This window comes from Streptomyces sp. DH24, from assembly GCF_029813775.1.
Classification (GTDB): domain Bacteria; phylum Actinomycetota; class Actinomycetes; order Streptomycetales; family Streptomycetaceae; genus Streptomyces.
In genome coordinates, this window is the sequence record NZ_JARVKW010000044.1 from 33968 (window position 1) to 55276 (window position 21309).

Sequence of the window (21309 nt, forward strand, 5' to 3'; positions counted from 1 at the left end):
CTCCTGGCCGGGCCCCATGTGGCCGCAGCGTCCGACGCCGCTGTGTGCCGACGCCGTCGTGTCCCATCGCCGCTGTGAGGAGACCTCATGTCCGCGACCGTGTTCCAAGGGCCGCTGGGCCCTGCGCTGTTGAAGGTGATCGGCCGGGTCCCGGGGCCGGAGGAGGTCGCGGCCGTCGCCGCCCTCCTGGTCGCCTCGTCGGCCGTCCGACGACCGCCCGAGGCGCGTTCCCGCCGACTCTGCGAAGCGCGTTCCCGCTGACGTCCGAGGCGCGATCCCGCCGACCCTCCGACGCGCGTTCCCACGGACCGCCGAGGCGTGATCCCGCCGACGGGCCCGTCGCCAGTTCGACGGCCCGTCGCGAGTTCCCACTGACCGTCCGGGCCGGTCATGGCCAACCGTCCCGGACGGGTTGTCGACGACCGTCGGCGACGGTCCTCGCTGACCGTCCGAGCCGGGTCTCACCGACCACCCCAGACGGGTTCCCACTGAACCGTCGGAGCCTCTCACCAACCACCCCGGACGGGTTCCCACTGAACCGTCGGAGCCGGTCTCACCGACCACCCCGGACGGGATCTCACCGACCGTCGGAGCCGGTCTCACCGACCACCCGGACGGGTTCCCACCGACCGTCCGAGACAGGTCTCACCGACCACCCGGACGGGTTCTCACCGATCGGCCGGACCGCAGGTGGCGGTCCGGCCACGCGAGACGGGCGCACCCCCGCGGCGTGCCCTCTCCTGCGCGTTCCTCAGATGAGCCCGACCTGCATGGCCCGGGCTCCCGCCTGGAACCGGCTCCGGGCGTCCAGTGCCACCATGGCGGCCGCGACGTCGTTGCGCACCGTGCGGACACTGCAGCCCAGCCGGCGGGCGATGGCGTCGTCCGTGAGGCCCTCGGCCAGCAGCCGCAGGACGATCTCCGTGCGGGGTCTGCGGGTGGCGGGGGTGCCCGGCGTGCGTCTGAGCTGGCGCACGGCCGTGCCGCGCTCCCACAGGCGCTCCGCCAGGGCGCACAGGGAGTCCAACTCCGCGGCGGAACGCACCACTCGGGGTTCCTGGGAGTCGTCGACCACCACGGCCGCCGCGTTGTCCATGATCATGGCGCACAGCGGCACCGTGTCGACCATGCGCGGCGGGACGTCCTGCTGGGCCAGCCACTGCGCGTGGACCGTGGCGCCGTGGGCGTGGAAGACCGAGGCCGACCACACGGCCCGCAGGCGCATGCCGCGCCGCAGACTCATGTCCACTATGGGCCTGGAGAAGGCGAACCCGCCCTCGACGTGGCCCGGGACGAGGAACACCACGTCGCTCTCCGCCTTGGCGACCATCCGCTCGATCACGGTGGACGCGTCGGTGCGGTGGCCGCTCCCGCCGGGGGACTCCTCGATCCGCTCGGCCGCCCGCTCGTGCAGGGCGATGAAACGGTCGACCTCGACCGGGCGGGGCTGCGGCGAGCGCCCCTCGTACATCGACCGGGCCAGCAGGGCCGGGAGGGCGATGCACGGCTCCACGGCGCGGAAGGCCGTGGGGTCGTCCGCCGCGACGCTGGCGAGGCCCTCGGCCCGCAGCATCTCGATTGCTTGTGCAACTTCATGCACTGGCCACTTCATGGCCTGCGCCAGCTCCTGTGTTTGCCAGTTCGTCCGCCGGAGCAACCTTCGGTAGAGAAGCTCCGTACGTTCGTCGAGACCGATTCCGGATTGCGCCACGTCAACCTCTCGGAAAATGTCTTTCCAGGGGGCAGGTCCTGCCCACTCACACGGTCAACCTAGACACGCTCGAGACGGCTTGGAGTGTTCGGTCAGTGGTTCGACAACTTGGTGCCACCGGAACGGGAAATCCCGCCCACTGCGCTGGGGCAGTGGGCGGGAAGAGGGCACTACCGGTCAACCGGTTTTTCCGGGGAACCGCCGGCCGGCCGCGGGTCACATCACCCGGAACGAGCGCTTCGAGATCGGGGCGCACACGCAGACCAGGGCAAGGCACACCGCGACGGTGGTCAGCAGCTCGCTCACGCTGGCGCTCCCGGCCACCATGCTGCGCACGGCGTCGTTGGCGTACGAGATGGGGTTGCCCTCGGCGATGACGCGGAGCCCGGTCGGCATCGACTCCGGCGGCACGAAGGCGTTGGAGGCGAACAGCAGCGGGAACGTGAGCAGGGTGGTGATCATGCGCAGCACGTCGCCGTTGCGCAGCAGCGCGGCCATCATGATGAAGATCCAGCTCATGGACCAGCCGACGAGGGCGCTCATGAGGATCGCGCCGATCACGCCGAGGAAGCCTCCGGGAGGCGCGAAGCCGAAGATCAGCGCGGCCAGGACGGCGACGGCGATCAGCTGGTAGAGCGAGCGGGCCGCGTCGGCGAAGCTGCGCGCCAGCAGCACGCTGAACCGGTGGATGGGCAGCGTGTGGAAGCGCGTGATCACGTCGTTGCGCAGGTCGTTGATGAGGCCGTTGCCCGCCTGGGCGCCGGCCGCGACCGCGGTGATGATCATGATGGCCGGGGCCAGGTTGTCGATGTACTCCATGTCGCCGGACATGCCGGGCACGTCGCCCAGCGTCTTCAGCACACCGGCGAACATCAGCAGCATGACGAGGGGTTCGACGAACGTCACGATGACGACGCCGACCTGCAGATAGGGCCGGATCGACCGGTTGGTCAGGGCCATGGTCTGCGTGAACAGGTTGCTGTTGCCCCAGTGTTCGCCCGGGGTGTCCGTGTCCCGCCGTTTCGGCGGCGTCTGCCGCGCGTCGGCCTCGGCCTGGACGACCGTCATCTGAGTACTCCTTCTTCGGTGGGGATGGCCGGGACGGTCACGCGGGCACCGGGGTTCCGGCGTTCTCGCGGGTCAGGCGCAGGTAGACGTCGTCCAGGGTCGGCTCGGAGAAGCCGAGTTCGGCGATCTCGGTCTGCGCCTCGTTGAGCGTGCGCACGACGACGGCCAGGTCGGCGGAGGCGGCGACCGGGACGCCGACGACGGCACCGGACTCCTGCGGCGCGGCCCGGAACCCGGCCGCGTCGAGCGCCCGCACCGCGGCGGGGACCTCCGACTCGGACGACAGCGTCACGGTGACCATGCGCTGCCCGACGGCCGCCTTGAGTTCCGCGGGCGTTCCACCGGCCACCACGGAGCCCTTGGACAGCAGGGTGATCCGCTCGCAGAGCTGGTCGGCCTCTTCCAGGTACTGCGTGGTGAGCAGCACCGAGACACCGTCCTTGGCGAGCCGCTTGATGATCTCCCACACGCCGATACGGGAGGTGGGGTCGAGGCCGGTGGTCGGTTCGTCGAGGAAGATGACCTGCGGGGCGCCGACCAGGCTGGCCGCGATGTCGAGCCGCCTGCGCATACCGCCCGAGTACGTCGAGGCCGGGCGCTTGGCGGCCTCGGACAGGTCGAACAGCTCGAGCAACTCCTCCGAGCGGACCGCGGCCTGGCGGCGGGTCGCGCCGAGCAGCCGCGCGATCAGCATCAGGTTCTCCCGCCCCGACAACTGCTCGTCCACCGAGGCGAACTGGCCGGTCAGGCCGATGCGCCGGCGGACCTCCTGCGCGTCGGCGTTCACGTCGAGGCCGCAGATGCGGGCCGTGCCGGAGGTCGGTTCCAGCAGCGTGGACAGGATGTGGACGAGGGTGGTCTTGCCGGCGCCGTTGTGCCCGAGCAAGCCGTGGATCGAACCCTCGGGAACCGAGACGTTCACACCGTCCAGTGCGACGACGTCGCCGAAGGACTTCGTTACGTCGATTGCCTCAATCATAGGTTTGGCCACGTGCTGGCCTCCGTTGCTCTCTCCGGCGGCCCGGTGGCAGGCCATGGTTCGGATATGAAGGGGAATTCCTCTACCGCTGCTTCGTGATGCTAGGGCGGTATCAGAACGGAGGCGGCGTGTCTGCAGGTTGCTGAACTCGGGCAGTTGACAAGTCGCGGGGTGTTCCGTCCGTCACGTGTCGTTCGATTCGGTGATTCGGGCCGTGCGCGGCCGGGCCATGCGCAGGTAATCCTCGGTGGCGAGGGCCATGGACAGGTCCAGCCGGGCGGCGTTGAAGAACAGCACGTCGTGGCGGAGCAGGTCCTCCTCGACGACGAGTTCGAGGTCGGGATGGAAGGAGAAGGGAATGATCGAGCCGCTGACCGAGCCGGCGAGCCGCTCGGCGGTTTCCCGGTCGGCGAATCCGGCCTTGCGTCCGCCGGCGCATTCCGCGACCCGCTGGAGGTCGAGGCGCCGGTCGCCCGGGATGACGGCCAGCACGTACCGGCAGGTGCGCTTGGTCGGCCGCACCGCCACCACCAGGCACTTGGCGCTCTGTGCGAGAGCGTGCCCGCGCATGGCGCTGACGACCTCGGTGCGGCCCTCGGGCTCGTGCTCGATGAGGCGGTAGGCGGCGTCGTGCCGGTCGGCCAGCTCGCGCAGTCGCAGATAGGTCGACAGGTCGTCGTCCAGCAGGGCGCCGGAGGGCTGCCCGGCGTGGGTCATCTCGTCTCCCCGGACATCAGACCGTCAGACCGCCGTCGATCTGGAAGACCGAGCCGGTGATGTAGGCGGCGCGCTCGCTCGCCAGGTAGGCGACGAGATCCGCGACTTCCTCGGCCTGGCCGAACCGGCGCAGCGGGATTTGCTTTGCCGCGTCCTTCTTGACCTTGTCCGAGAGTTCGGCCGTCATATCGGTCTCGATGTATCCGGGCGCCACCACGTTCGCCCTGATGTTGTAGCGGCCGACTTCCTTGGCAAGTGCCTTGGAAAAGCCGATGATTCCGGCCTTGGAGGCGGAATAGTTCGACTGGGTGGCGTTTCCGTAGACACCGGCGATCGAGGAAATGTTGATGATGGTGCCGGACTTGCGCTTCATCATTTCGAATATGACCGCGCGGCACACGTGGTAGACGCCGTCCAGGTTGGTGTCGATGACCTTGTGCCAGTCCTCGTCGGACATCAGGACGAGCGGGTTGTCGCGGGTGATGCCGGCCGAGCTGACCGCCACGTCGATCGGGCCCAGTTCGCCCTCCGCGCGGGCGACCCAGTCCCGTACCGAGGCGGCGTCGGTGACGTCGGCCCGGACCGCGAGGGCGCGGCGGCCGAGTTCACTCGCCTCCTTCTCCAGTTCGAGCGCGGCCTGTTCGTTGGACTGGTAGCAGAAGGTGACGTCGTATCCCTCGGCGGCGAGCCGCAGGACCACGGCGCGGCCGATCCCGCGTGATCCTCCGCTCACCAGGGCGACCGGCGCTGCGTTCTCCGTCATGACACTCCGTAGGTTGTCGGCCGGCCCGGACCTGACCGGGCCGGGTCGTTCAGGGCGTGAGCTGCGGGGCGGGCTGTGGCGCGGGCGGGGCGAGCGCCTCGCCGGGGCGGAAGGCCATGGTGATCCGGCCGACGGTCAGCAGCGGTTCGCCGCCGACCGTGCTCTCCCCCTCGAAGATCATCGTGTCGTTCACGGCGACGCCCAGCCGGGCGTGGTGTTCGACGAGTTCGCCGGGCAGCGCCCTGCGGTGGAACTCGATGCCGCTCATCGAGCCGAACAGCATGACCTGCCCGTCGGCCGTGTGGCCCGCCAGGCGTTTGGCGAGGATGCCCGCCGTCTGCGTCCAGGACTCGACCAGCAGGAAGTCCGGGTAGGCCAGGTCGTCCTGGCCGGCCGGCTCCCCGAGCCGCGCGTACCAGGGCTCGTTGAGGGTCACGGCCTTGACGGACCGGATGTGGTCGTCCGCGATCTCCAGCACGCGGTCGACCAGCAGCATGGGATAGCGGTGCGGCAGCGTGGCGCGCACGTCGGCCGGGGTCAACACGCCGGCACCTCCTGCCGGTAGCCCAGCCGGAGGGTGGCGACCTGGCCGTGTGCCGTGGCCACCTTGGCGGCGCACCGCCAGCCCTCGGCGCGCTGCGACCACGTCACCTCGATCGTCAGGTCGTCGCCGGGGTGGACGGCGGCCAGGAACCGCGTGGACTCCACCGCGGCGAGCCGCAGTTCACCCGCCTCCGGCGGCGGCGCGGACTCGGCGGCGCGGCGCACGCACTCCATCACGCAGACGCCGGGAAAGATCGGGAAGTCCGGGTAGTGCCCCGTGAACACGGGCTCGTGCTCGGTGACCGCCACCGCGAAGCCGGCCGCCCAGGCCCCGGACTTCTCGTCCCGGGCGGGCTCGCGCACCGGCCGCGCGGTGGCAAGGACGGTGCTGGTCACGAACGCTCCGCCAGCTTGGCGCGCACCAGGTCGTAGGCACTGCCGAGCGTCCGGACCGAGCGCATCTCCGTCTCGGCGAACTTGACGCCGTACTTCCGCTCCAGTACGACGACCACTTCGAGAGCCATCAGGGAGTCGACTCCCAGGGTCTCGACGAAGTCGGTGTCGTCCTGGACGTCGGCCGTGTCCGCGTCGATGGTCTCGGCGAGCAGCCGGCGCAGTTCTTCCCGGTCGAGCCCGGCGAGCGCGTCGATCGACATGTCTGTCTTCCTTACTTCGTGAAAACGGGTGGTCGTCGGTCAGTTCGCCGACATGCGCAGCGCGGCGCAGGCGACGACGCCGTTGTCGTCGACGGAGGAGACGAGGGCGACGGCGCCCGCGGGGAACTCCGACTGCTCGGCGGCGCCGAGCAGCGCGCCGATCTGGAAGGCCGCGGAGGCCGCGGCGGTGTCGCCGACGGCGGTCATGCCCGGGGCCCGGTCGAGGGCCTCGGTCCCGAAGCGGGCCGTGAGCACCTCGCGTTCGCGCGCGCCGACGGAGCCCGCGAGCGCGGAGGCGGAGACCGCCCACACGTCCGACGCCTCGATGCCGCCGCGCCGCAGCACGTCGTCGAGGCAGGCGTCGAGGGCCTGGGACGGGTCGTCGTCGAAGTAGACCCGCGACTGAACGGCCAGGACCTCGGCCAGGGCGCGGTCCGCGGCGCCCACGGCGTCGGCGGACTCCAGCATGAACATGGCGCAGCCCTCGCCGAGCAGGGCGCCCGCGCCGTCCTCGCCGCGCCGGTGGTGGTCCAGCCAGGCGCGCGCGTTGGAGAACTCCTCGGCGGCACCGGACAGCACCGTGGTGGCGCGGCCGGAGGCGAGCAGCCCGGCGGCGTAGCTCAGCGCCGAGAGCCCGGCGACGCGGCCGCCGGCGATCGTGGTGTTCGGGCCCTTGAGGTTGTGCCAGATGGCGCACTGGCCGGCGGCGCAGTTCATCACCGCGTTCGGCATCAGCGACGGGTCGACGTAGAAGGGCTTGTCGCCCTCCAGCGAGGCACGGGTGAAGTCCATCATGCTCTGGGCGCTGCCGGTGGTGGTGCCCAGCACCAGGGCGGTCTCCTCGTCGGAGCCGGTGCGCCGGTCGCCGGAGTCGCGCAGCAGGTCGCGGACCGCGGTCACGGCCAGGCCGGTCACCCGGTCCATCGACCGGGTGCCCTTCTTGCCGAGGACCTCGCGCAGTTCGAAGCCCGGGATCAGGCAGGCCTGCCCGTCCGGGGCCGCCCACTTCTCGGCGTCCAGCGGGGACGCGGCGTCCTGTCCGGCCAGCATGCCGGCCACGAAGCTGTCCTTGCCGATGCCGAACGGCGACACCGCGGACCACGCGGTGATCACCGGCCGGGTCGCCGTCGCCGGCGCGCTCGCCGTAAGGGTCATGGTCACCATTCCGTTCTGCTCGGTTGTGCTCGTGTGCTCAAGGTGGCGGTGCCGCTCAGACGGCGGCCGGCTCGGCGGGCACCGCTGCCGGCGGGCGCAGCACCAGCGTGGCGACGCCGTCGTCGGAGTCGGTGCCCGCCACCAGCCACATCGGGCCGTCGGCCCCCGCGTCGAAGCCACCGACGGCCGCCGCGCACTGCACGACGCCGAGCGCCCCGGACAACTCGCCCCACACGGCGGCGAGGTCGTGCACGGGCAGCCCCTTCGGCAGTGCCGGTGCGGCGACCCCGGCGGCGAACCAGGCGGTGGGTTCGGGCTCGACCTCGGCCAGTTCCGCGACGGTGGCCGCCACGTCCGGTCCCCTGGTGTGCGCGCCGACCACGGCCCGGACGGTGGCCCCGCGCGCCGCGGCGACCTCGTCGGTCTCCAGCAGCAGCGCGGCGGCGCCGTCCGCGAGCGGGGCGCCGACCAGGCCGCGCGCGATCTCGTTGTCCGGCTCGACGCCCACCACGACGACGTGGTCGGCGCGGCCCGAGCGCAGCAGGGCGGTGCCCCAGCGGACCGCGTCGAGCCCGGAGGCGGGTCCGTTGCACAGCATCAGGTTCGGGCCCTTCAGACCCCACCTGATGGCGATCTCGGAGGCGACGATGTTGCTGGAGGCGTTCGGGGTGTCCATCGGGCTGACGCCGTGGGTGCCCTCGTCGGCGATGGTCTTCACGACGCGGCAGACGGTGTCCACGTTGCCCAGGTTGGAGCTGACCAGCACGGCCGTCCTGGTCCCGTCGACGGTGAGTTCGCCGTCGACGTGCAGTCCGGAGTCGGTGAGCACGCGCAGCGCGGCGCACAGCCCGAGCTGGGTCGCGCGGTCCTTGTAGCGCAGGCCCTTCTTGCCCAGGACGGCCGCCGGTTCGACGGTGCCCTCCGGGCCCGTGGCCGCCGCCAGGGCGGTCGCGGAGTCGGCTCCCGGCAGGGCGACACCGACTCCCGTGACGGTAATCATCATGCTCCCTCGACAATCGCTACGGCGTTGACGCCGCCGAACCCGAACCCGTGCACCTGTGCCAGCGCCACCTCGTGCTTGGCCTCCTGGCCGCGCACCAGGCGCAGCCCGGCGGCCTCCTCGATCGGCTCCTCCAGGTTGACGAGCGGCGGCACCTTGCCGGTGGCCATCGTCTGCAGGGTGGTGACGAGGCTCATGAGGCCGGCGGAACCGCTGGTGTGACCCGTCATCGGCTTGATGCCGGTCACCACCGGGCCGTCGGCCGCCGCGCCGAAGACCTCGCCGTACGCGGTGATCTCGACCAGGTCGTTGAGCGGGGTGCCGGTGCCGTGCAGCATCACCATGTCGACGTCCTCGACGCGGGTGCCGGCCAGCCGGTGCGCCTGGCGCATCGCCTCGGCGACCTGCTCCGCGTCGGGCGCGGTGGGGTGCTTGGCGTCGCAGGTCATGCCGACGCCGCGCAGCCTGCCCCACAGTCGGCCGCCGGGCCATCCGACGTGTTCGCCGCGCAGGACGACGGCGGCGGCGCCGTCGCCGAGGATGGTGCCCCGGCGGTTGACGTCGAGGGTGCGCAGCGCGGTCGGCGGGTTCGGCTGGACCCGGTCGGCCAGCCCGTGCATGCTCTCGGTGATCGCGTCGACGCCCGCGACGATGACGGTGTCCGCCTCGCCCAGCGCCAGCAGGTCGGCACCGAGGGCGAGGGTGTACAGGGACGCGGAGCACGCGTTGGAGACGGTGAGGGTGTCGGCGGTGCCGAACCGCTCGCGCAGCGCGGTGCCGAAGTGCAGCCGGTCGGCGCCGAAGTCGGCGCCGTCGCGCCACCACAGCTCGGCCGAGCGCAGCTCGCGCAGGCCGGTGCCCACCAGTACGGGGATGCCGGAGAGGTCGTCGCCGAGCCCGGCGTCCGCGGCGGCCTGGCCGACGGCGTCCAGCAGGAACTCGGTGGCGCGCAGCGGGCGGTCGGCGCCCGGCTCGGGCCGGTCGTCGATCTCGAACAGCTGCTTGCCGTTGTAGAGGTCGCCGTCGAAGCCGCGCAGGGGGCCGAGTCCGCCGCGCCCGGCGCACAGGTTGGCGAAGATCTCGTCGGCGTCCCGGCCGACGCTCGCGACGGCGCCGACGCCGGTGATGGGGACCCTCATCGGACATCGTCCAGGTACTTGCCGAGGATCACGATGGCGTTGTTGCCGCCGAAGGCCAGGCCGTTGTTCTGCACGATCCGCAGGTCCGCCTCGACCGACTGGTTGGGCACGCAGTCGATCTCGCACTCGGGGTCGGTCTCGCGGTGGTTGATGGTCGGCGGGATGAAGCCGTGGTGGATGGACAGGGCGCACGCGATGGCGGCCAGCGCGCTCGCGGCGCCCATGGTGTGGCCGAGCATCGACTTCAGCGACACGGTGCGCGGCACGGTCTCGCCGAACACGTCGTGGATGGCCCGCGACTCGGTGACGTCATTGGCCTTGGTGCCGGTGCCGTGCGCGGAGATCAGGTCGACCTCCGAGGACTTGACGCCGGCGTTCTCCAGGGCGATCTCCATGCAGCGCGCGACGCTGTCCTGGTTCGGCGCGACCTGGTGGTAGGCGTCGCAGTTCATGCCGTAGCCGAGGACCTCGGCGTAGATGCGGGCGCCGCGGGCCCGCGCGGAGGCGAGGCTCTCCAGCATCAGCACGCCCGCGCCCTCGCCGGTGAGGATGCCCTTGCGGTCGACGTCGAAGGGGCGGCACACGTCGGGGGCGATGGTGCCGAGCCGGTAGAAGCCGGTGAAGGTCTTGCGGCACATGGCGTCGGCGCCGCCGCACAGCGCGTAGTCGACCTCGCCGCTGCGGATGGCGTCGAAGCCCTGGCCGATGGCGTAGTTGCCGGCCGAGCAGGCGGTGGCGATGGTGACGGCCTCGACGTTGGACAGGCCGAGTTCCTGGGCGGCGGCGATGGACAGCCGGTTGGGGTGGACGCGGCGGGTCACGGTCGGGTCCATGGCGGCGGGACCGGAGTTGACCTCGGTCTCGACGAGGTGGTCGAGCTCGTACGACTCGCCGTCGGTGGTGCCTATGGAGATCATGCCGCGCTGGGCGCGCAGCGCCTCCAGGTCCACGCCGGCGGCCTCGACGGCCATGCGGGCGGCGGCCACGGAGAACTGCGTGGCGCGGCCCAGGGTCTCGGTGGGCAGGTTCTTGATCCACCGCTCCGGCTCGGCGCCGGTGATCTCGCAGCCGTTGGCGTGCGCGAAACCCTCGGTGTCGAACAGGGTGATCGGCTTGGCGCCGCTGCGGCCGGCCCGCAGCCCTTCGGCGAACTCATCGGCGCCCACACCGATGCTGGAGAACACGCCGAACCCGGTCAGCACCACCCGGGTGGCCGCGTCGTCACGCGTCGCGTCGGAAACGTTCACTGACATCAATCTCCCTCGGTACGGCGTGGTCGCCTGGATGAGGACGTGCGTGAAGGACCGGCAGGCGGTTGCCGGAACGGCGGCCGAGCAGCGGAGGGCCGACGGGTCGCGCAGCCCTCCGGTCGCTCGGCTTCCCGGGTGTTACTTGGCGGCGATGGCCTCGCCGACCACGGCGTAGACACCGTCGAGGTTGACCATGCGCTCCAGCTCGGTCTGCTCGATGGTGACCTTGAACTCCTTCTCGAGGCCCGCGAGGATCTCGATGGCACGCAGCGAGTCCGCGCCGTGGTCCTCCTTGAAGAGGCTGCTGTCGGTCACCTCGTCCTCTTCGAGCTCCAGGACGTCGCAGACGATCTCCTTGATCCGGGTCTGCTGGGCGGCGTCGATGGTGGTGGTCATGTGATTCCCTCTGTTCTTTCCGTGGTCCCCAGTGCAGGGAAGGGTGGTTCGTGACGGCCGGCGGCCGGGGCCGGCCGGGCCGCACGTCTTCGGGCGCGCGGGTGCGTTCGCGTCGCGCGCGGGTTCACTCGCGGGCCGTGCGCAGGTTCACTGGCGCGGACCGGAGAGGCTGTCGGGCCGGAGCCTGAAGGGCCGTTTCGGCGAGGTGCGCCGGGCGCTTCCCCGGCACACCTCCCTCGGGTCCCAGTCGTCCGGCCGGTCGGGCAGGAGGTCGGGGTCGCCGTACACGGTCCCGGCGCGGGACTTGGCGAGCAGCGGCTCGCCGAGGATGTCGGCGGCGCAGCTGATCCCGCCGAGCATGACGCCCGCGATGCCGTTGCCGGCCTGGGTGCTGGCGCCGACGACGTGGAGTCCGGCGATGGCGGTGGCGGTGCCGGGGCGGGCGGTGCCGCCCCACTCCGCCATGCCGAAGGGGGTGCCGCCGGTCGAGAAGGTGTACCGCTCGTGGGTCAGCGGGGTCGCCGCCTCCAGGTGCGTGATGTGCGGGCGCAGCGGACCGAGGGCCTTCTCGGCGGCGTTCAGCGTGGCCTCGGTGAGTTCACGCTTGCGGCGCAGGTAGATCGGGTTGCGCCGGTAGTCGCCGCCGTCGGCCGGTCCCTCGGTGACGCCCCACCAGGCGTAGTCGGGCGGGCACAGCGTCATGACCTGGAGGTTGGCGTGTCCCGGCGGGCACATGGCGCGGTTCTCCGGGTCCTTGAGCGAGGCGAACGAGCAGAAGAGGAAGGGGACTTCGCTCGTGCCGCCGGTGCTCACGGCGTCGAAGTAGCCGTCGATGTCGTCGGTGTCGTACCACCACAGGTTGGCGTTGGGCCGGTCCCGCAGGTCGGTGTCGAGGCCGAGGTAGAGCACCAGCCACGGCATGCCCATCCGGGCCCGCTCGGTGCGGGTGACCAGCGACTTCTGGAAGTGTTCCCGGCCGACCAGTTCGAGCACGGTCCGGGGGTAGTCCGCGTTGGACACCACCAGGTCCGCGGCGACGATCTCGCCGCTGTCCAGGTGGACGCCGGTGGCTCTGCCGTTGTCGACGAGGATGCGGCGCACCCGGCTGCGGGTGCGGACCTCTCCGCCGTGCGCCTCGATGACCTCGACCAGACCCGCCGAGAGCACCTGCCCGCCGCCGGCCGGGAAGTACGCCCCGCGCAGGTAGTGGTCCGTGACGCTGGTGTGCCGCGCCACGGTGGCCTGCTTGGGGGTGAGGCCGTAGTTGGGGGCCTGCGCGGCGAGCACCGTGCGGGCCCGCGGGGACAGGCCGCAGTGCCGGAACAGGTCGTCCAGCGTGCGCCTGCCCCACTGCCGGATGGTGGTGGTGCGGGCGGCGATGTCCTGCGGTGCCCACTGGTGGGCCTCGAACAGCGCGGCGCGCTGCTCCTCGCCGAGGGCCGAGCAGACGTCGACGAACGTGTCGAGCCCGGCCGCCTCCTCGGGCATCGCCGCCGTCAGGCGCCGCCGGTACTGCTCCCATCCGGCGGGCATGTCGACGGCCACCCCGGGCACCCTGATCAGGTCGAAGCCGCTCTGGTCCATCTCCAGGAACTCGACCCGGTCGGCCAGCCCCACCCCGGACAGAATGCTCGGGATGACTCCCCCGGGCGCGCAGTCGCCCAGGTAGTGGACGCCCACGTCGAACTCGTAGGCGCGGCGCCGCCGGAACACGTGGCTGTTGCCGCCCACGATCGTGAACTGCTCCAGTACCAGGACGCGCTTGCCGGCCGCGGCCAGATAGGCCGCGGCGGTCAGCCCGCCGAGACCGGCGCCGACCACGACGGCATCCCAGTCGGTGCCGCGCCCGGTGCCGCGCGCGTCGCTGTCCACAGTCGTCTCCTCGTCGTTCGCCGCAGGGTGGGGTGCCCGGACCGCGCGGTCCGGGCCGGGGGTGGTGTCCGTCACGCGGCTGTCAGCCGCAGCCGCCGGCGTGGCCCTGGTCGCCGCCGGCGGCGAACAGGTCGGCGTGGGTGGCCGGGTCGGGCGCCTCGACGGCGGCCTCGGCCCGGTCCTTGGCGGCCTTGGCCTCCGCCTTGGCCCGGTCCGCCTCCTCGCTCGCGTGGAAGGCCTTGACGAAGGCGGCGACGCGGTCGACGCCCCAGTACTTGTCGCGGCCGTTGATGAAGAACGGCACGCCGAACAGGCCGTCGTGGGCGGACTCGGCGAGGTAGGCCGCGCCGCGCTTGCGCAGCTCGGGGTCCTGGTGCGCCGTGGACAGCCGCTCGGCGTCCAGGCCGAGGTCGGTCGCGATGGCGGCGATGACCTCGGGCTCGGAGATGTTCTTGCCCTCCTGCCAGCGGGCGCGGTGGGCGGCGGCCACGAAGTCCTTGCCGCGGCCCTCGTCCTCGGCGGCGATCCACGCCAGGTGGGAGACCTCCCAGCACGGGTCGCGGTCGATCGGCCAGGTGATGTCGGTCAGGCCGCGCTCGGTGGTCAGGCGCCGGGTGTCCTGCAGGATGTAGAAGTTCTTCGCCCGGCTCATGGCGACGATCGGCAGGGTGACGCCCTCTTCGGCGAGGAGGCGCGTGGTCTCCTCGTCGGGCTCCCAGAACGGCAGCCACTCGATGGCGTCGAGCACCTCGGGGTGGGTGTCCATCAGGTCGCGGTAGGCGAGCCAGGAATACGGGCTGCGCAGGGAGAAGTACCAGCGCGGCCGGCGACGGGAAGCCATAAGGTCCTCCGGGCTGTGTGGTCGGTGGTCACTCGCCGCGAATCGCGCGCAGCACCTCGTCGTCGAAGACGGCCATCTGCCACTCCGAGTCGGGGGTCTCCTTGTGGCAGTAGCCGTGGGTGATCTCGCCGGTGGCGGTCTTGACGAGCTTGCCGTCCCGCACGACGTAGAAGTCCATGCGGGAGGTGTAGAGCATGTCCTTGAAGACGGACTCCACGGTGTAGACCGTGTACAGGTCCTCTTCCATGATCGTCTCGTCGGTGAAGTGCAGCTTGTTCGACGTCACGACGGGGATCCAGCCGCGCTCGTCGAGCAGTCGCTTGATGCTGATGCCGCGGGAGGCGACGAAGAGGTGCTTGGCCTCCTCCATCTGGCGCAGGTAGCCGGACATCTGCATGCGCTCGGTGAAGTGGCAGTAGTAGTACGGCACCCGCCACTTCCAGCCGACGGCGTTGTCGTCGCCGATGATCTCGGCGAGCACCGGGTCGGTGTCGGCGTCCTCGCCGCGGTGGAAGGCGCCGTTGAGGTCGTCGCTCGGGGTGCTGGCCAGCTCGGTGGGCTCGGCGGTGGCGAGCCGGTCCACGACGAACCGCTCCAGCTCGGCGGGGAGCGGCGCCGGGTCGGGGATGGCCGGGTCGCGGCGCAGCAGCACGCGCAGCTTGGAGGTGACGGCCTTCTTCGGGGCGCCGTCGCGCTCGACGATGGCGGCCACCGCGAAGACCATCTCGCGGTCGGTGTCCTTGGTCTTCGGGGTGACCTCGATCCGCACGTCGTCGTCGAGGGTGAGCACGGTGTGCAGGCGGGTGTCGACGCCGACGACGTCGAAGTTGACGCCGTGCACCAGGTACAGCTCGGTGGCGCCGAGGCCGACGGCCCGGAAGTGGTCGAGCACCGCGGCTTCGAGCATGTAGTTGTCGCACTTGAAGCCGATCGCGGTGTTGATGTTGCCGCCCTCGTAGGGGGGACGCATGGTCACCGAACTCGGCTCGGTCAGCAGCTTCTTGATCTCGACATCGGACAGGGTGGCCATCGATGTACTCCCGTACTCAGTTGACCGCCGTCGGGGGGTGACCCGCCGACACGGTGGTGAGGAATTGCTGGACAGCGAGCGAGAACCGCTCCGGGCGCTCGGCCATCGGGGTGTGACCGCAGCCGTCGATCCGGTCGAGCGAGGCGTTGCCGAGCAGGGCCGCGAGGCCCGTGCCCTCGGCCGGTGGCGCGATCGGGTCCTCGGCGCCGACGACGACGTGGACGGGCAGGTCCACCAGGCCGACCGGCAGGAAGGGGGTGCGCAGATAGGCGTGCAGGTGGCGGACCACCCAGTGCGGGCCGAGCGCGTCCAGGGAGCGCTCGGCCATCTCGGCCCGCAGGCCGGGTTCGATGGGCTTGCGGGACCGGGCCTGGATGCCGTCCTCGGCGCCGAGCCGCAACAGGTCGAGGAACTCGGGCAGTTCGCCCCAGCTGAAGTCCTCGGGCCGCTGCCGGTGGAACGGCGAGACGAGGACGGCGGCGCGTATGCCGAGTTCCTCGCGCGGGTCCAGGCCGGCCGCCGCGGTGTCGGCGAGCAGGGTGAGCAGCAGGAGCGTCGCGAAGGAATGCGCGATCACCACGTCCACGCCGCCGGGAATGCGCGCGATCGCCTCGGTGATCCAGGCGGCGTCGTCGCGTTCGGCGACCGAGAAGGTGCCGCCGGCCCGCCAGGGCAGGCCGGCGCTCCACAGTTCGAGTCCCGGCGGCCGGTGCTCGACAAAGGCGTCCCAGGAGCTCTCGCTGCTGCCGAGGCCGTGCAGCAGCAGGGCACGCGTGTCCGCCTCGGCGGACGCGCACCGCTGCCGGAGCACAAGCGGCTCGACATGGGCTTCCTGGAGCACCGGATATCCCTTTCGAAGAAATGCGGGCAGCAACGGGTATTGCCGGGGCCAGAATTCAGCTCGGCAAACTTCCGCCACGCTAGCAACCTTGTCCGGGCCGACAGAGAGTCGACCGGGGATTTTGCAGCGATATGCAATCCGCCGCACTGACACGTCTATTGACGTGCCGCACACTCAAATCATCCAGGAATTGCGGCCCGCCGAAAGAGGCGTTTCAGCAAGCTGCGACTACAAATTTTTCCAGGTGCCGACGACCTCGTCGGCGTCGCGCTGCCCGGCCAGCGAACGCCGGGCCACGACGAGGGCCTTCGGCCAGTTCACGGTCAGGACGGCTGTCAGGCGCGCGCCGCGCCGGTAGGCGACCGCGAACCGGCGGCGCGGACCGTCGGCCCGCACCACGTCGGTCTCGTCGCCCGGGTCCGGCCGGCCCAGCAGGGTGATCTTGACGCCGTACTGGTCGGACCAGACGAAGAACTCGTGCCGGTGCGCGACCGGTTCGGGCCCGGCGAGGGTGCGGGCCACGGCCTCGGCCTGTTCCACGGCGTTCGTCCAGTGCTCGACGCGCAGGTGCCGGCCGAGCAGCGGGTCGTGGCAGCGGGCGACGTCACCGACGGCGTACACGGTGCGGTCGGCGTCGGCAGCGCCGTACTCGTCGCACAGCACGCCGCCGTCGGTGTCCAGCGCGATGCCGGAACCGGCCAGCCAGCCCGTGTTGGGCCGGACGCCGATGCCCACCACGACGGCGTCGGCGGGCAGGGTGCTGCCGTCGCCGAGCCTCACACCGGTGACCGCCGGACCGCCGACGAGCCCGGCGACGGAGGTGCCGCACAGCAGCCGTACGCCGTTGTCCCGGTGCAGCAGGGCGAGTTCGGCCGCGACCTCCTCGCCGAGCAGTCCGGACAGCGGCGCGGGCAGGGCCTCCACCACGGTCACGTCGATGCCGCGGGCGCGGGCCGTCGAGGCGACCTCGGCGCCGACGAAGCCGCCGCCGACGACGACCAGGCGGCCGTCGTCGCCGATGCGGTCGAGGTCGGCCCGCAGCCCGTGGCAGTCGGCGAGGGTGCGCAGCACGTGCACTCCCCCGCGCGGCATGCCGGGCAGCGGGCGGGGCGCCGCGCCGCAGGCCAGGACCAGCCGGTCGTAGCCGAGCCGGGTGCCGTCGTCGAGGCGCAGCACGCGCTCCGCGGTGTCCAGGCCGGCCGCCGCGGCGACGTGCCGGGTGGCTCCCCACTGCGCGGGGTCGCCGAGCGAGGCGCGTTCGGCGTCCCAGTCGCCGGCGAGGATCTGCTTGGACAGCGGGGGCCGGTCGTAGGGCGCGTCCGGGTCGGGGTCGACCAGGGTGACGGGGCCCGGGTGGCCGGCCTCCCGCAGCGCCGCCGCCACGCGGCTGCCGCCGACCGAGGCGCCGACGATCACCACACCGCGGCCGGTCACGACACCGCTCCCTCGGCCACCGGGCCGGTGCCGCCGGCGTGCCCGGCCAGGGCGCGCGGGGTGCGCAGCTCCAGCACGTCGCGCAGGCCGAAGGTCCACCCGGACTTGCGGGCCTTGTTGGCCAGTCGGGCGGCGCGCAGGCTGTCGCCGCCCCGGCCGAAGAAGTCGTCGTCGAGGTAGACGGCGGGCACGCCGAGGATCTCGGCGAACAGGGCGCACAGCCGCGTCTCGGCCTCGGTGCGGGGCGCGGCGCCCACGGGGCCGTCCTCGGCGGGCGGCTCGGGCAGGGCGCGGGTGTCGAGCTTGCCGTTGGAGGTCAGCGGGAGTTCGGCGATCGTCATGAACGCCGAGGGCACCATGTAGGAGGGCAGGGTCCGCGCGACGGCCTCGCGCAGTTCCGTGAGGTCAAGGGCGGCGCCGTCCTCGGGGACCACGTAGCCCGCCAGGTACCGGTCGCCTGAGCTGTCCTCGCGCGCGACGACGGCGGCCTGCCGCACTCCGCGCTGGGCGGCGACCACGGAGGTGACCTCGCCGAGTTCGATGCGGTAGCCGCGGATCTTGACCTGGTCGTCGGTGCGGCCCAGGTACTCCAGGACGCCGTCGGGCCGCATCCGCGCGATGTCGCCGGTGCGGTACATCCGCCGGCCGCCGGCGGCGGCCACGAACCGCTCGGCGGTCAGTCCCGGCCGGCCCAGGTAGCCGCGGGCGACCTGGCAGCCCGCGATGTACAACTCGCCCTCGGTGCCCGCCGGGACGGGCCGGAGCCGCTCGTCCAGGACGTACAGCTCGGTGCCGGGCGTCGGGTGGCCGATGGGGGTGGCGCCGGGCTCGACGGCGTCGTCGGGCCGGATGTGGAACACGCAGCAGCCGACGGTCGCCTCGGTCGGGCCGTACTCGTTGACGACCGTGGCGCCCGGGTGGGTGCTGCGCCAGCGTTCCACGACGTCGCCGATCAGCATCTCGCCGCCGACGACGAGTTCCCCGGTCGGGGACAGGCTGCTGGGCAGCGCGGTCAGCAGCGGCAGGTGGGACGGGGTGGCCTTGACGAAGCCCGGCCGTCCGGCCGCTCCCCCCTGCTCGGCGGGTTCCCCGTCCAGGGAGGACACCCGGACGCAGCCGCCCAGCAGGAGCGGCCCGTACAGCGCGGTGACCGTGAGGTCGAAGGCGACCGGCGAGTGCAGCAGCGCCTCCCGCGCCAGGCCCGGGTAGGCGGCGCAGGCGAACTCCAGGTAGCGCACGAGGGTGTCGTGCTGCACGGTCACGCCCTTGGGGCGGCCGGTGGAGCCGGAGGTGTAGATGACGTACGCCAGGTTGTGCGCGGTGAGCGGCGCCGACCGGTCGGCGTCGGTCGGGTCGTGCGCGGGGCCGCCGGCCGCTTCGGCGGCGGCGACCACGGCGGGGACCGCGACGGTGCTCGGGCCGTCACCGGCGTCCCCGGCGTCCCCGGCGTCCTGGACGAGCATCAGCCGCAGGCCGGTGTCCTCGACGATGAAGTCCAGGCGCTCGGCCGGGCAGTCGCTGTCGATCGGGACGTAGGCGGCACCGGCCTTGAGGACGGCGAGCAGCGCCACGACCAGGTCGGCGGACCTGGGGATGCGGACGCCGACGACCTGCTCGGGTCCGACGCCGCGCGCGATGAGGTGGTGCGCCAGCAGGTTGGCCCGGCGGTTGAGCTCGGCGTAGTCCAGTTCCCGGCCGTCGCGGTGGACGGCGGCGGCGTGCGGGGTGCGGGCCACCTGCGCCTGGAAGAGGCCGGGCAGGGACGGTTCAGCCATGGTGTGTTCCTCTTGCTGTCGGAGTCATCCGGCGTGGTCCGCGGCGAGTTGGCGGATCGTCGGACGCAGGTACAGGTCGCGCATGGCCACCGTGGGGCCGCCGCGTCGGCGCAGCGCCGCGCCGACGCGCATGGCCAGCAGCGAATTGCCGCCGAGGTCGAAGAAGTTGTCGTCGGGCCCGACGGGCACGCCGAGCACCTCACGCCAGACCTCCAGGAGCGAGTCCTGGAAGGTGCCGGCCGGTTCGGCGGTGTCCGCCGCACCCGGCTCCCGGGCCGGGGTGTCCCGCGCCTCGGGGGCCTCGACGGCGGCCGGGGCCGCCGCCGGGGCGGGCTTCGGCAGCTTGCGGGTGTCGAGCTTGCCGTTGGTGGTCAGCGGCATCCGCTCCAGCGCGGTGACCGTGGACGGCACCATGTACTCGGGCAGGAACCGCGTCGCGCGCTGCCGCACGGAGGCGGTGTCGTCGCCGTCCATCACCACGTACGCGTCGAGCTGGGCGGTCGCCGCGTCGTCCGGGTCGGCCCGGTTGAGGACCACGGCGGCGGCGGTGACCTGCGGGTCGTCCAGCAGCACGGCGCGGATCTCGTCCAGCTCGATGCGGAAGCCGCGCAGCTTGACCTGGCTGTCGAGGCGGCCGAGGTGCTCAAGACGGCCGTCGGGCAGCAGCCGTCCCTTGTCGCCGCTGCGGTACATGCGCTCGCCGGTGCGCGGGTCGGTGAGGAACCGCTGCCCGGTCAGCTCGGGCTTGTTGAGGTAGTGCGCGGCGACGCCGGCGCCGCCGACGTAGATCTCGCCCGCGACGCCGACCGGCAGGGTGCGGCCCCCGGGGTCGCAGACGCGCACCCACCAGCCGGGCAGGGCGTGGCCGACGGACCTGGACCCGGCGAGCGCCTCGGCGCGGGTGACGGTCTGCGCGGTGACGTGGACCGTGGTCTCGGTGATGCCGTACATGTTGACGACCCGGCACGCGGTCTCCGGGTGGCGGTCGAACCAGGGCAGCAGCATGCGCGGTTCGAGTCCCTCGCCGCCGAAGATCACCAGCCGGACGGGGGCGGGGTCCGCGCCGTCGCGTTCGACCTCCACGAGGTGGGCGAAGGCGGACGGGGTCTGGCTGAGCACCGAGACCCGCTCCCGCAGCAGCAGCGCGTGGAAGTCCTCCGGGGAGCGCGACACCCAGTAGGGCACCACGACGAGACGGCCGCCGGTGAGCAGGCAGCCCCAGATCTCCCACACCGAGAAGTCGAACGCGCTGGAGTGGAACAGCGTCCAGGTGTCGTCCGCGCCGAGCCCGAAGTCGCCGGTGGTGGCGGCCATCAGACTGAGCACGTTGACGTGCGGGATGACGCAGCCCTTGGGGCGGCCGGTGGAGCCGGAGGTGTAGATGACGTACGCCGGGTCGTCGGCGCCGGTCGCCGAGGCGGGCGGTCCGTCGCACTCGGCGGGTGCCAGTTCCGCCAGGCCCGCCATGGTGACGACGCGGGCGGTGTCGCCGCCGGGGAAGTCCGCCAGCTCGGTGATCACGGTGGTGAGTCCGGCGTCGGACGTCGTGTAGGCGAGCCGGTCCGCGGGGTAGGCCGGGTCCATCGGCACGTAGGTGGCGCCCGCCTTGAGGACCGCGAGCAGGGCGACGATCAGGTCGGCGGAGCGCTCCAGGCACACCCCGACCCGGTCGCGGTCGGTCACGCCCAGGGCGCGCAGGGCGTGCGCGAACCGGTCGGCCCGCCGGTCGAGTTCGCCGTAGGTCAGGCGGGTGTCCTCGAAGCACACCGCGACGGCGTCGGGCCGTTCGGCGGCGACGGCGGTGATCGCGCTGTCGATGCGCCGCCGCTGGACGGACGGCACGGGGCCGGGCCGGCCGAGGGCGGCGAGGCGTTCGGTCTCCGCCTCGTCCCACAGCCGTACGTCCGCGACCAGGGTGTCCGGCGCCTCCAGCAGCGTCCGGTGGGCCCGGGACACGTGCCGCAGGAGCTGGTCGGCGATGCCGGGCGTCAGCGTCCGCGGGGAGAAGTCGCAGCGCAGTGCCCGGTTCCCGGCGGTGTCGCGGACCACGGTGACGGTCACGGGGAACGGCGGGAGCTGGAACGGCCGGTACTCGGCGTCCACGGGGCCGGGCAGCCCGGCGGCCGGGTCCCGGTCGGC

General features: G+C 72.3%; 21 protein-coding genes. 1 reads left to right on the top strand and 20 read right to left on the bottom strand.

Annotation, left to right across the window (positions count from 1 at the left end; all coding sequences use genetic code 11):
- Positions 1–87: 87 nt before the first annotated feature.
- Positions 88–261 (top strand): hypothetical protein, encoded by a 174-nt coding sequence (locus tag QC282_RS27185; protein WP_279552211.1) that lies wholly within the window; start codon positions 88–90, stop codon positions 259–261.
- A 490-nt stretch (positions 262–751) separates the two neighbouring features.
- Here the strand turns inward: QC282_RS27185 and QC282_RS27190 are convergent, their stop codons facing one another.
- From QC282_RS27190 to QC282_RS27285, 20 genes are all read right to left on the bottom strand, one after another.
- The gene (locus QC282_RS27190; RefSeq protein WP_279552212.1) at positions 752–1600 is read right to left on the bottom strand and encodes a helix-turn-helix transcriptional regulator; all 849 of its coding nucleotides are present in this window, start codon (positions 1598–1600) and stop codon (positions 752–754) included.
- 327 nt (positions 1601–1927) lie between these two features.
- Positions 1928–2779 (bottom strand): ABC transporter permease, encoded by an 852-nt coding sequence (locus tag QC282_RS27195; RefSeq protein WP_279552213.1) that lies wholly within the window; start codon positions 2777–2779, stop codon positions 1928–1930.
- Positions 2780–2816: 37 nt separating this feature from the next.
- The gene (locus tag QC282_RS27200) at positions 2817–3758 is read right to left on the bottom strand and encodes an ATP-binding cassette domain-containing protein (RefSeq protein ID WP_279552214.1); all 942 of its coding nucleotides are present in this window, start codon (positions 3756–3758) and stop codon (positions 2817–2819) included.
- Positions 3759–3941: 183 nt separating this feature from the next.
- Complete coding sequence (locus QC282_RS27205; RefSeq protein ID WP_279552215.1) at positions 3942–4475, bottom strand: YbaK/EbsC family protein; 534 nt, start codon at positions 4473–4475, stop codon at positions 3942–3944.
- A 16-nt stretch (positions 4476–4491) separates the two neighbouring features.
- Entirely contained in the window at positions 4492–5238 is a 747-nt protein-coding gene (fabG, locus tag QC282_RS27210; protein WP_279552216.1) for a 3-oxoacyl-[acyl-carrier-protein] reductase, read from the bottom strand.
- Between the two features lie 49 nt (positions 5239–5287).
- Positions 5288–5782 carry a beta-hydroxyacyl-ACP dehydratase gene (locus tag QC282_RS27215; protein WP_279552217.1) on the bottom strand — a complete coding sequence of 165 codons (495 nt, stop codon included), beginning with the start codon at positions 5780–5782 and terminating at the stop codon, positions 5288–5290.
- Positions 5776–6177, bottom strand: coding sequence for a hypothetical protein (locus tag QC282_RS27220; RefSeq protein ID WP_279552218.1), 402 nt, complete (start codon positions 6175–6177; stop codon positions 5776–5778). Before QC282_RS27220 ends, QC282_RS27215 begins: the two co-directional genes overlap by 7 nt.
- Positions 6174–6437 (bottom strand): acyl carrier protein, encoded by a 264-nt coding sequence (locus QC282_RS27225; protein ID WP_279552219.1) that lies wholly within the window; start codon positions 6435–6437, stop codon positions 6174–6176. The genes QC282_RS27220 and QC282_RS27225 overlap by 4 nt, the downstream gene beginning before the upstream one ends.
- A 39-nt stretch (positions 6438–6476) precedes the next feature.
- Entirely contained in the window at positions 6477–7592 is a 1116-nt protein-coding gene (locus QC282_RS27230) for a beta-ketoacyl synthase N-terminal-like domain-containing protein (RefSeq protein ID WP_279552220.1), read from the bottom strand.
- Between the two features lie 55 nt (positions 7593–7647).
- Positions 7648–8595 (bottom strand): beta-ketoacyl synthase N-terminal-like domain-containing protein, encoded by a 948-nt coding sequence (locus tag QC282_RS27235; protein WP_279552221.1) that lies wholly within the window; start codon positions 8593–8595, stop codon positions 7648–7650.
- Positions 8592–9731, bottom strand: coding sequence for a beta-ketoacyl synthase N-terminal-like domain-containing protein (locus QC282_RS27240; RefSeq protein WP_279552222.1), 1140 nt, complete (start codon positions 9729–9731; stop codon positions 8592–8594). The genes QC282_RS27235 and QC282_RS27240 overlap by 4 nt, the downstream gene beginning before the upstream one ends.
- The gene (locus tag QC282_RS27245) at positions 9728–10984 is read right to left on the bottom strand and encodes a beta-ketoacyl-[acyl-carrier-protein] synthase family protein (protein ID WP_279552223.1); all 1257 of its coding nucleotides are present in this window, start codon (positions 10982–10984) and stop codon (positions 9728–9730) included. The genes QC282_RS27240 and QC282_RS27245 overlap by 4 nt, the downstream gene beginning before the upstream one ends.
- Before the next feature lie 135 nt (positions 10985–11119).
- Positions 11120–11377 (bottom strand): acyl carrier protein, encoded by a 258-nt coding sequence (locus tag QC282_RS27250; RefSeq protein ID WP_279552224.1) that lies wholly within the window; start codon positions 11375–11377, stop codon positions 11120–11122.
- Positions 11378–11524: 147 nt separating this feature from the next.
- Positions 11525–13249: an NAD(P)/FAD-dependent oxidoreductase gene (locus QC282_RS27255; RefSeq protein ID WP_279552225.1), complete on the bottom strand. Its 1725-nt coding sequence runs from the start codon at positions 13247–13249 to the stop codon at positions 11525–11527.
- Positions 13250–13331: 82 nt separating this feature from the next.
- Positions 13332–14090: a 2-hydroxychromene-2-carboxylate isomerase gene (locus QC282_RS27260; protein WP_279552226.1), complete on the bottom strand. Its 759-nt coding sequence runs from the start codon at positions 14088–14090 to the stop codon at positions 13332–13334.
- Between the two features lie 28 nt (positions 14091–14118).
- Positions 14119–15120 (bottom strand): thioesterase family protein, encoded by a 1002-nt coding sequence (locus QC282_RS27265; protein WP_279552227.1) that lies wholly within the window; start codon positions 15118–15120, stop codon positions 14119–14121.
- Positions 15121–15136: 16 nt separating this feature from the next.
- Complete coding sequence (locus tag QC282_RS27270) at positions 15137–15961, bottom strand: alpha/beta hydrolase (RefSeq protein ID WP_279552228.1); 825 nt, start codon at positions 15959–15961, stop codon at positions 15137–15139.
- A gap of 228 nt (positions 15962–16189) precedes the next feature.
- Positions 16190–17395: an NAD(P)/FAD-dependent oxidoreductase gene (locus QC282_RS27275; RefSeq protein WP_279552229.1), complete on the bottom strand. Its 1206-nt coding sequence runs from the start codon at positions 17393–17395 to the stop codon at positions 16190–16192.
- Positions 17392–19170 (bottom strand): non-ribosomal peptide synthetase, encoded by a 1779-nt coding sequence (locus tag QC282_RS27280; protein ID WP_279552230.1) that lies wholly within the window; start codon positions 19168–19170, stop codon positions 17392–17394. The genes QC282_RS27275 and QC282_RS27280 overlap by 4 nt, the downstream gene beginning before the upstream one ends.
- Positions 19171–19194: 24 nt before the next feature.
- Positions 19195–21309: amino acid adenylation domain-containing protein (locus QC282_RS27285; RefSeq protein WP_279552231.1), on the bottom strand; the 2115-nt coding region annotated here is incomplete at its 5' end.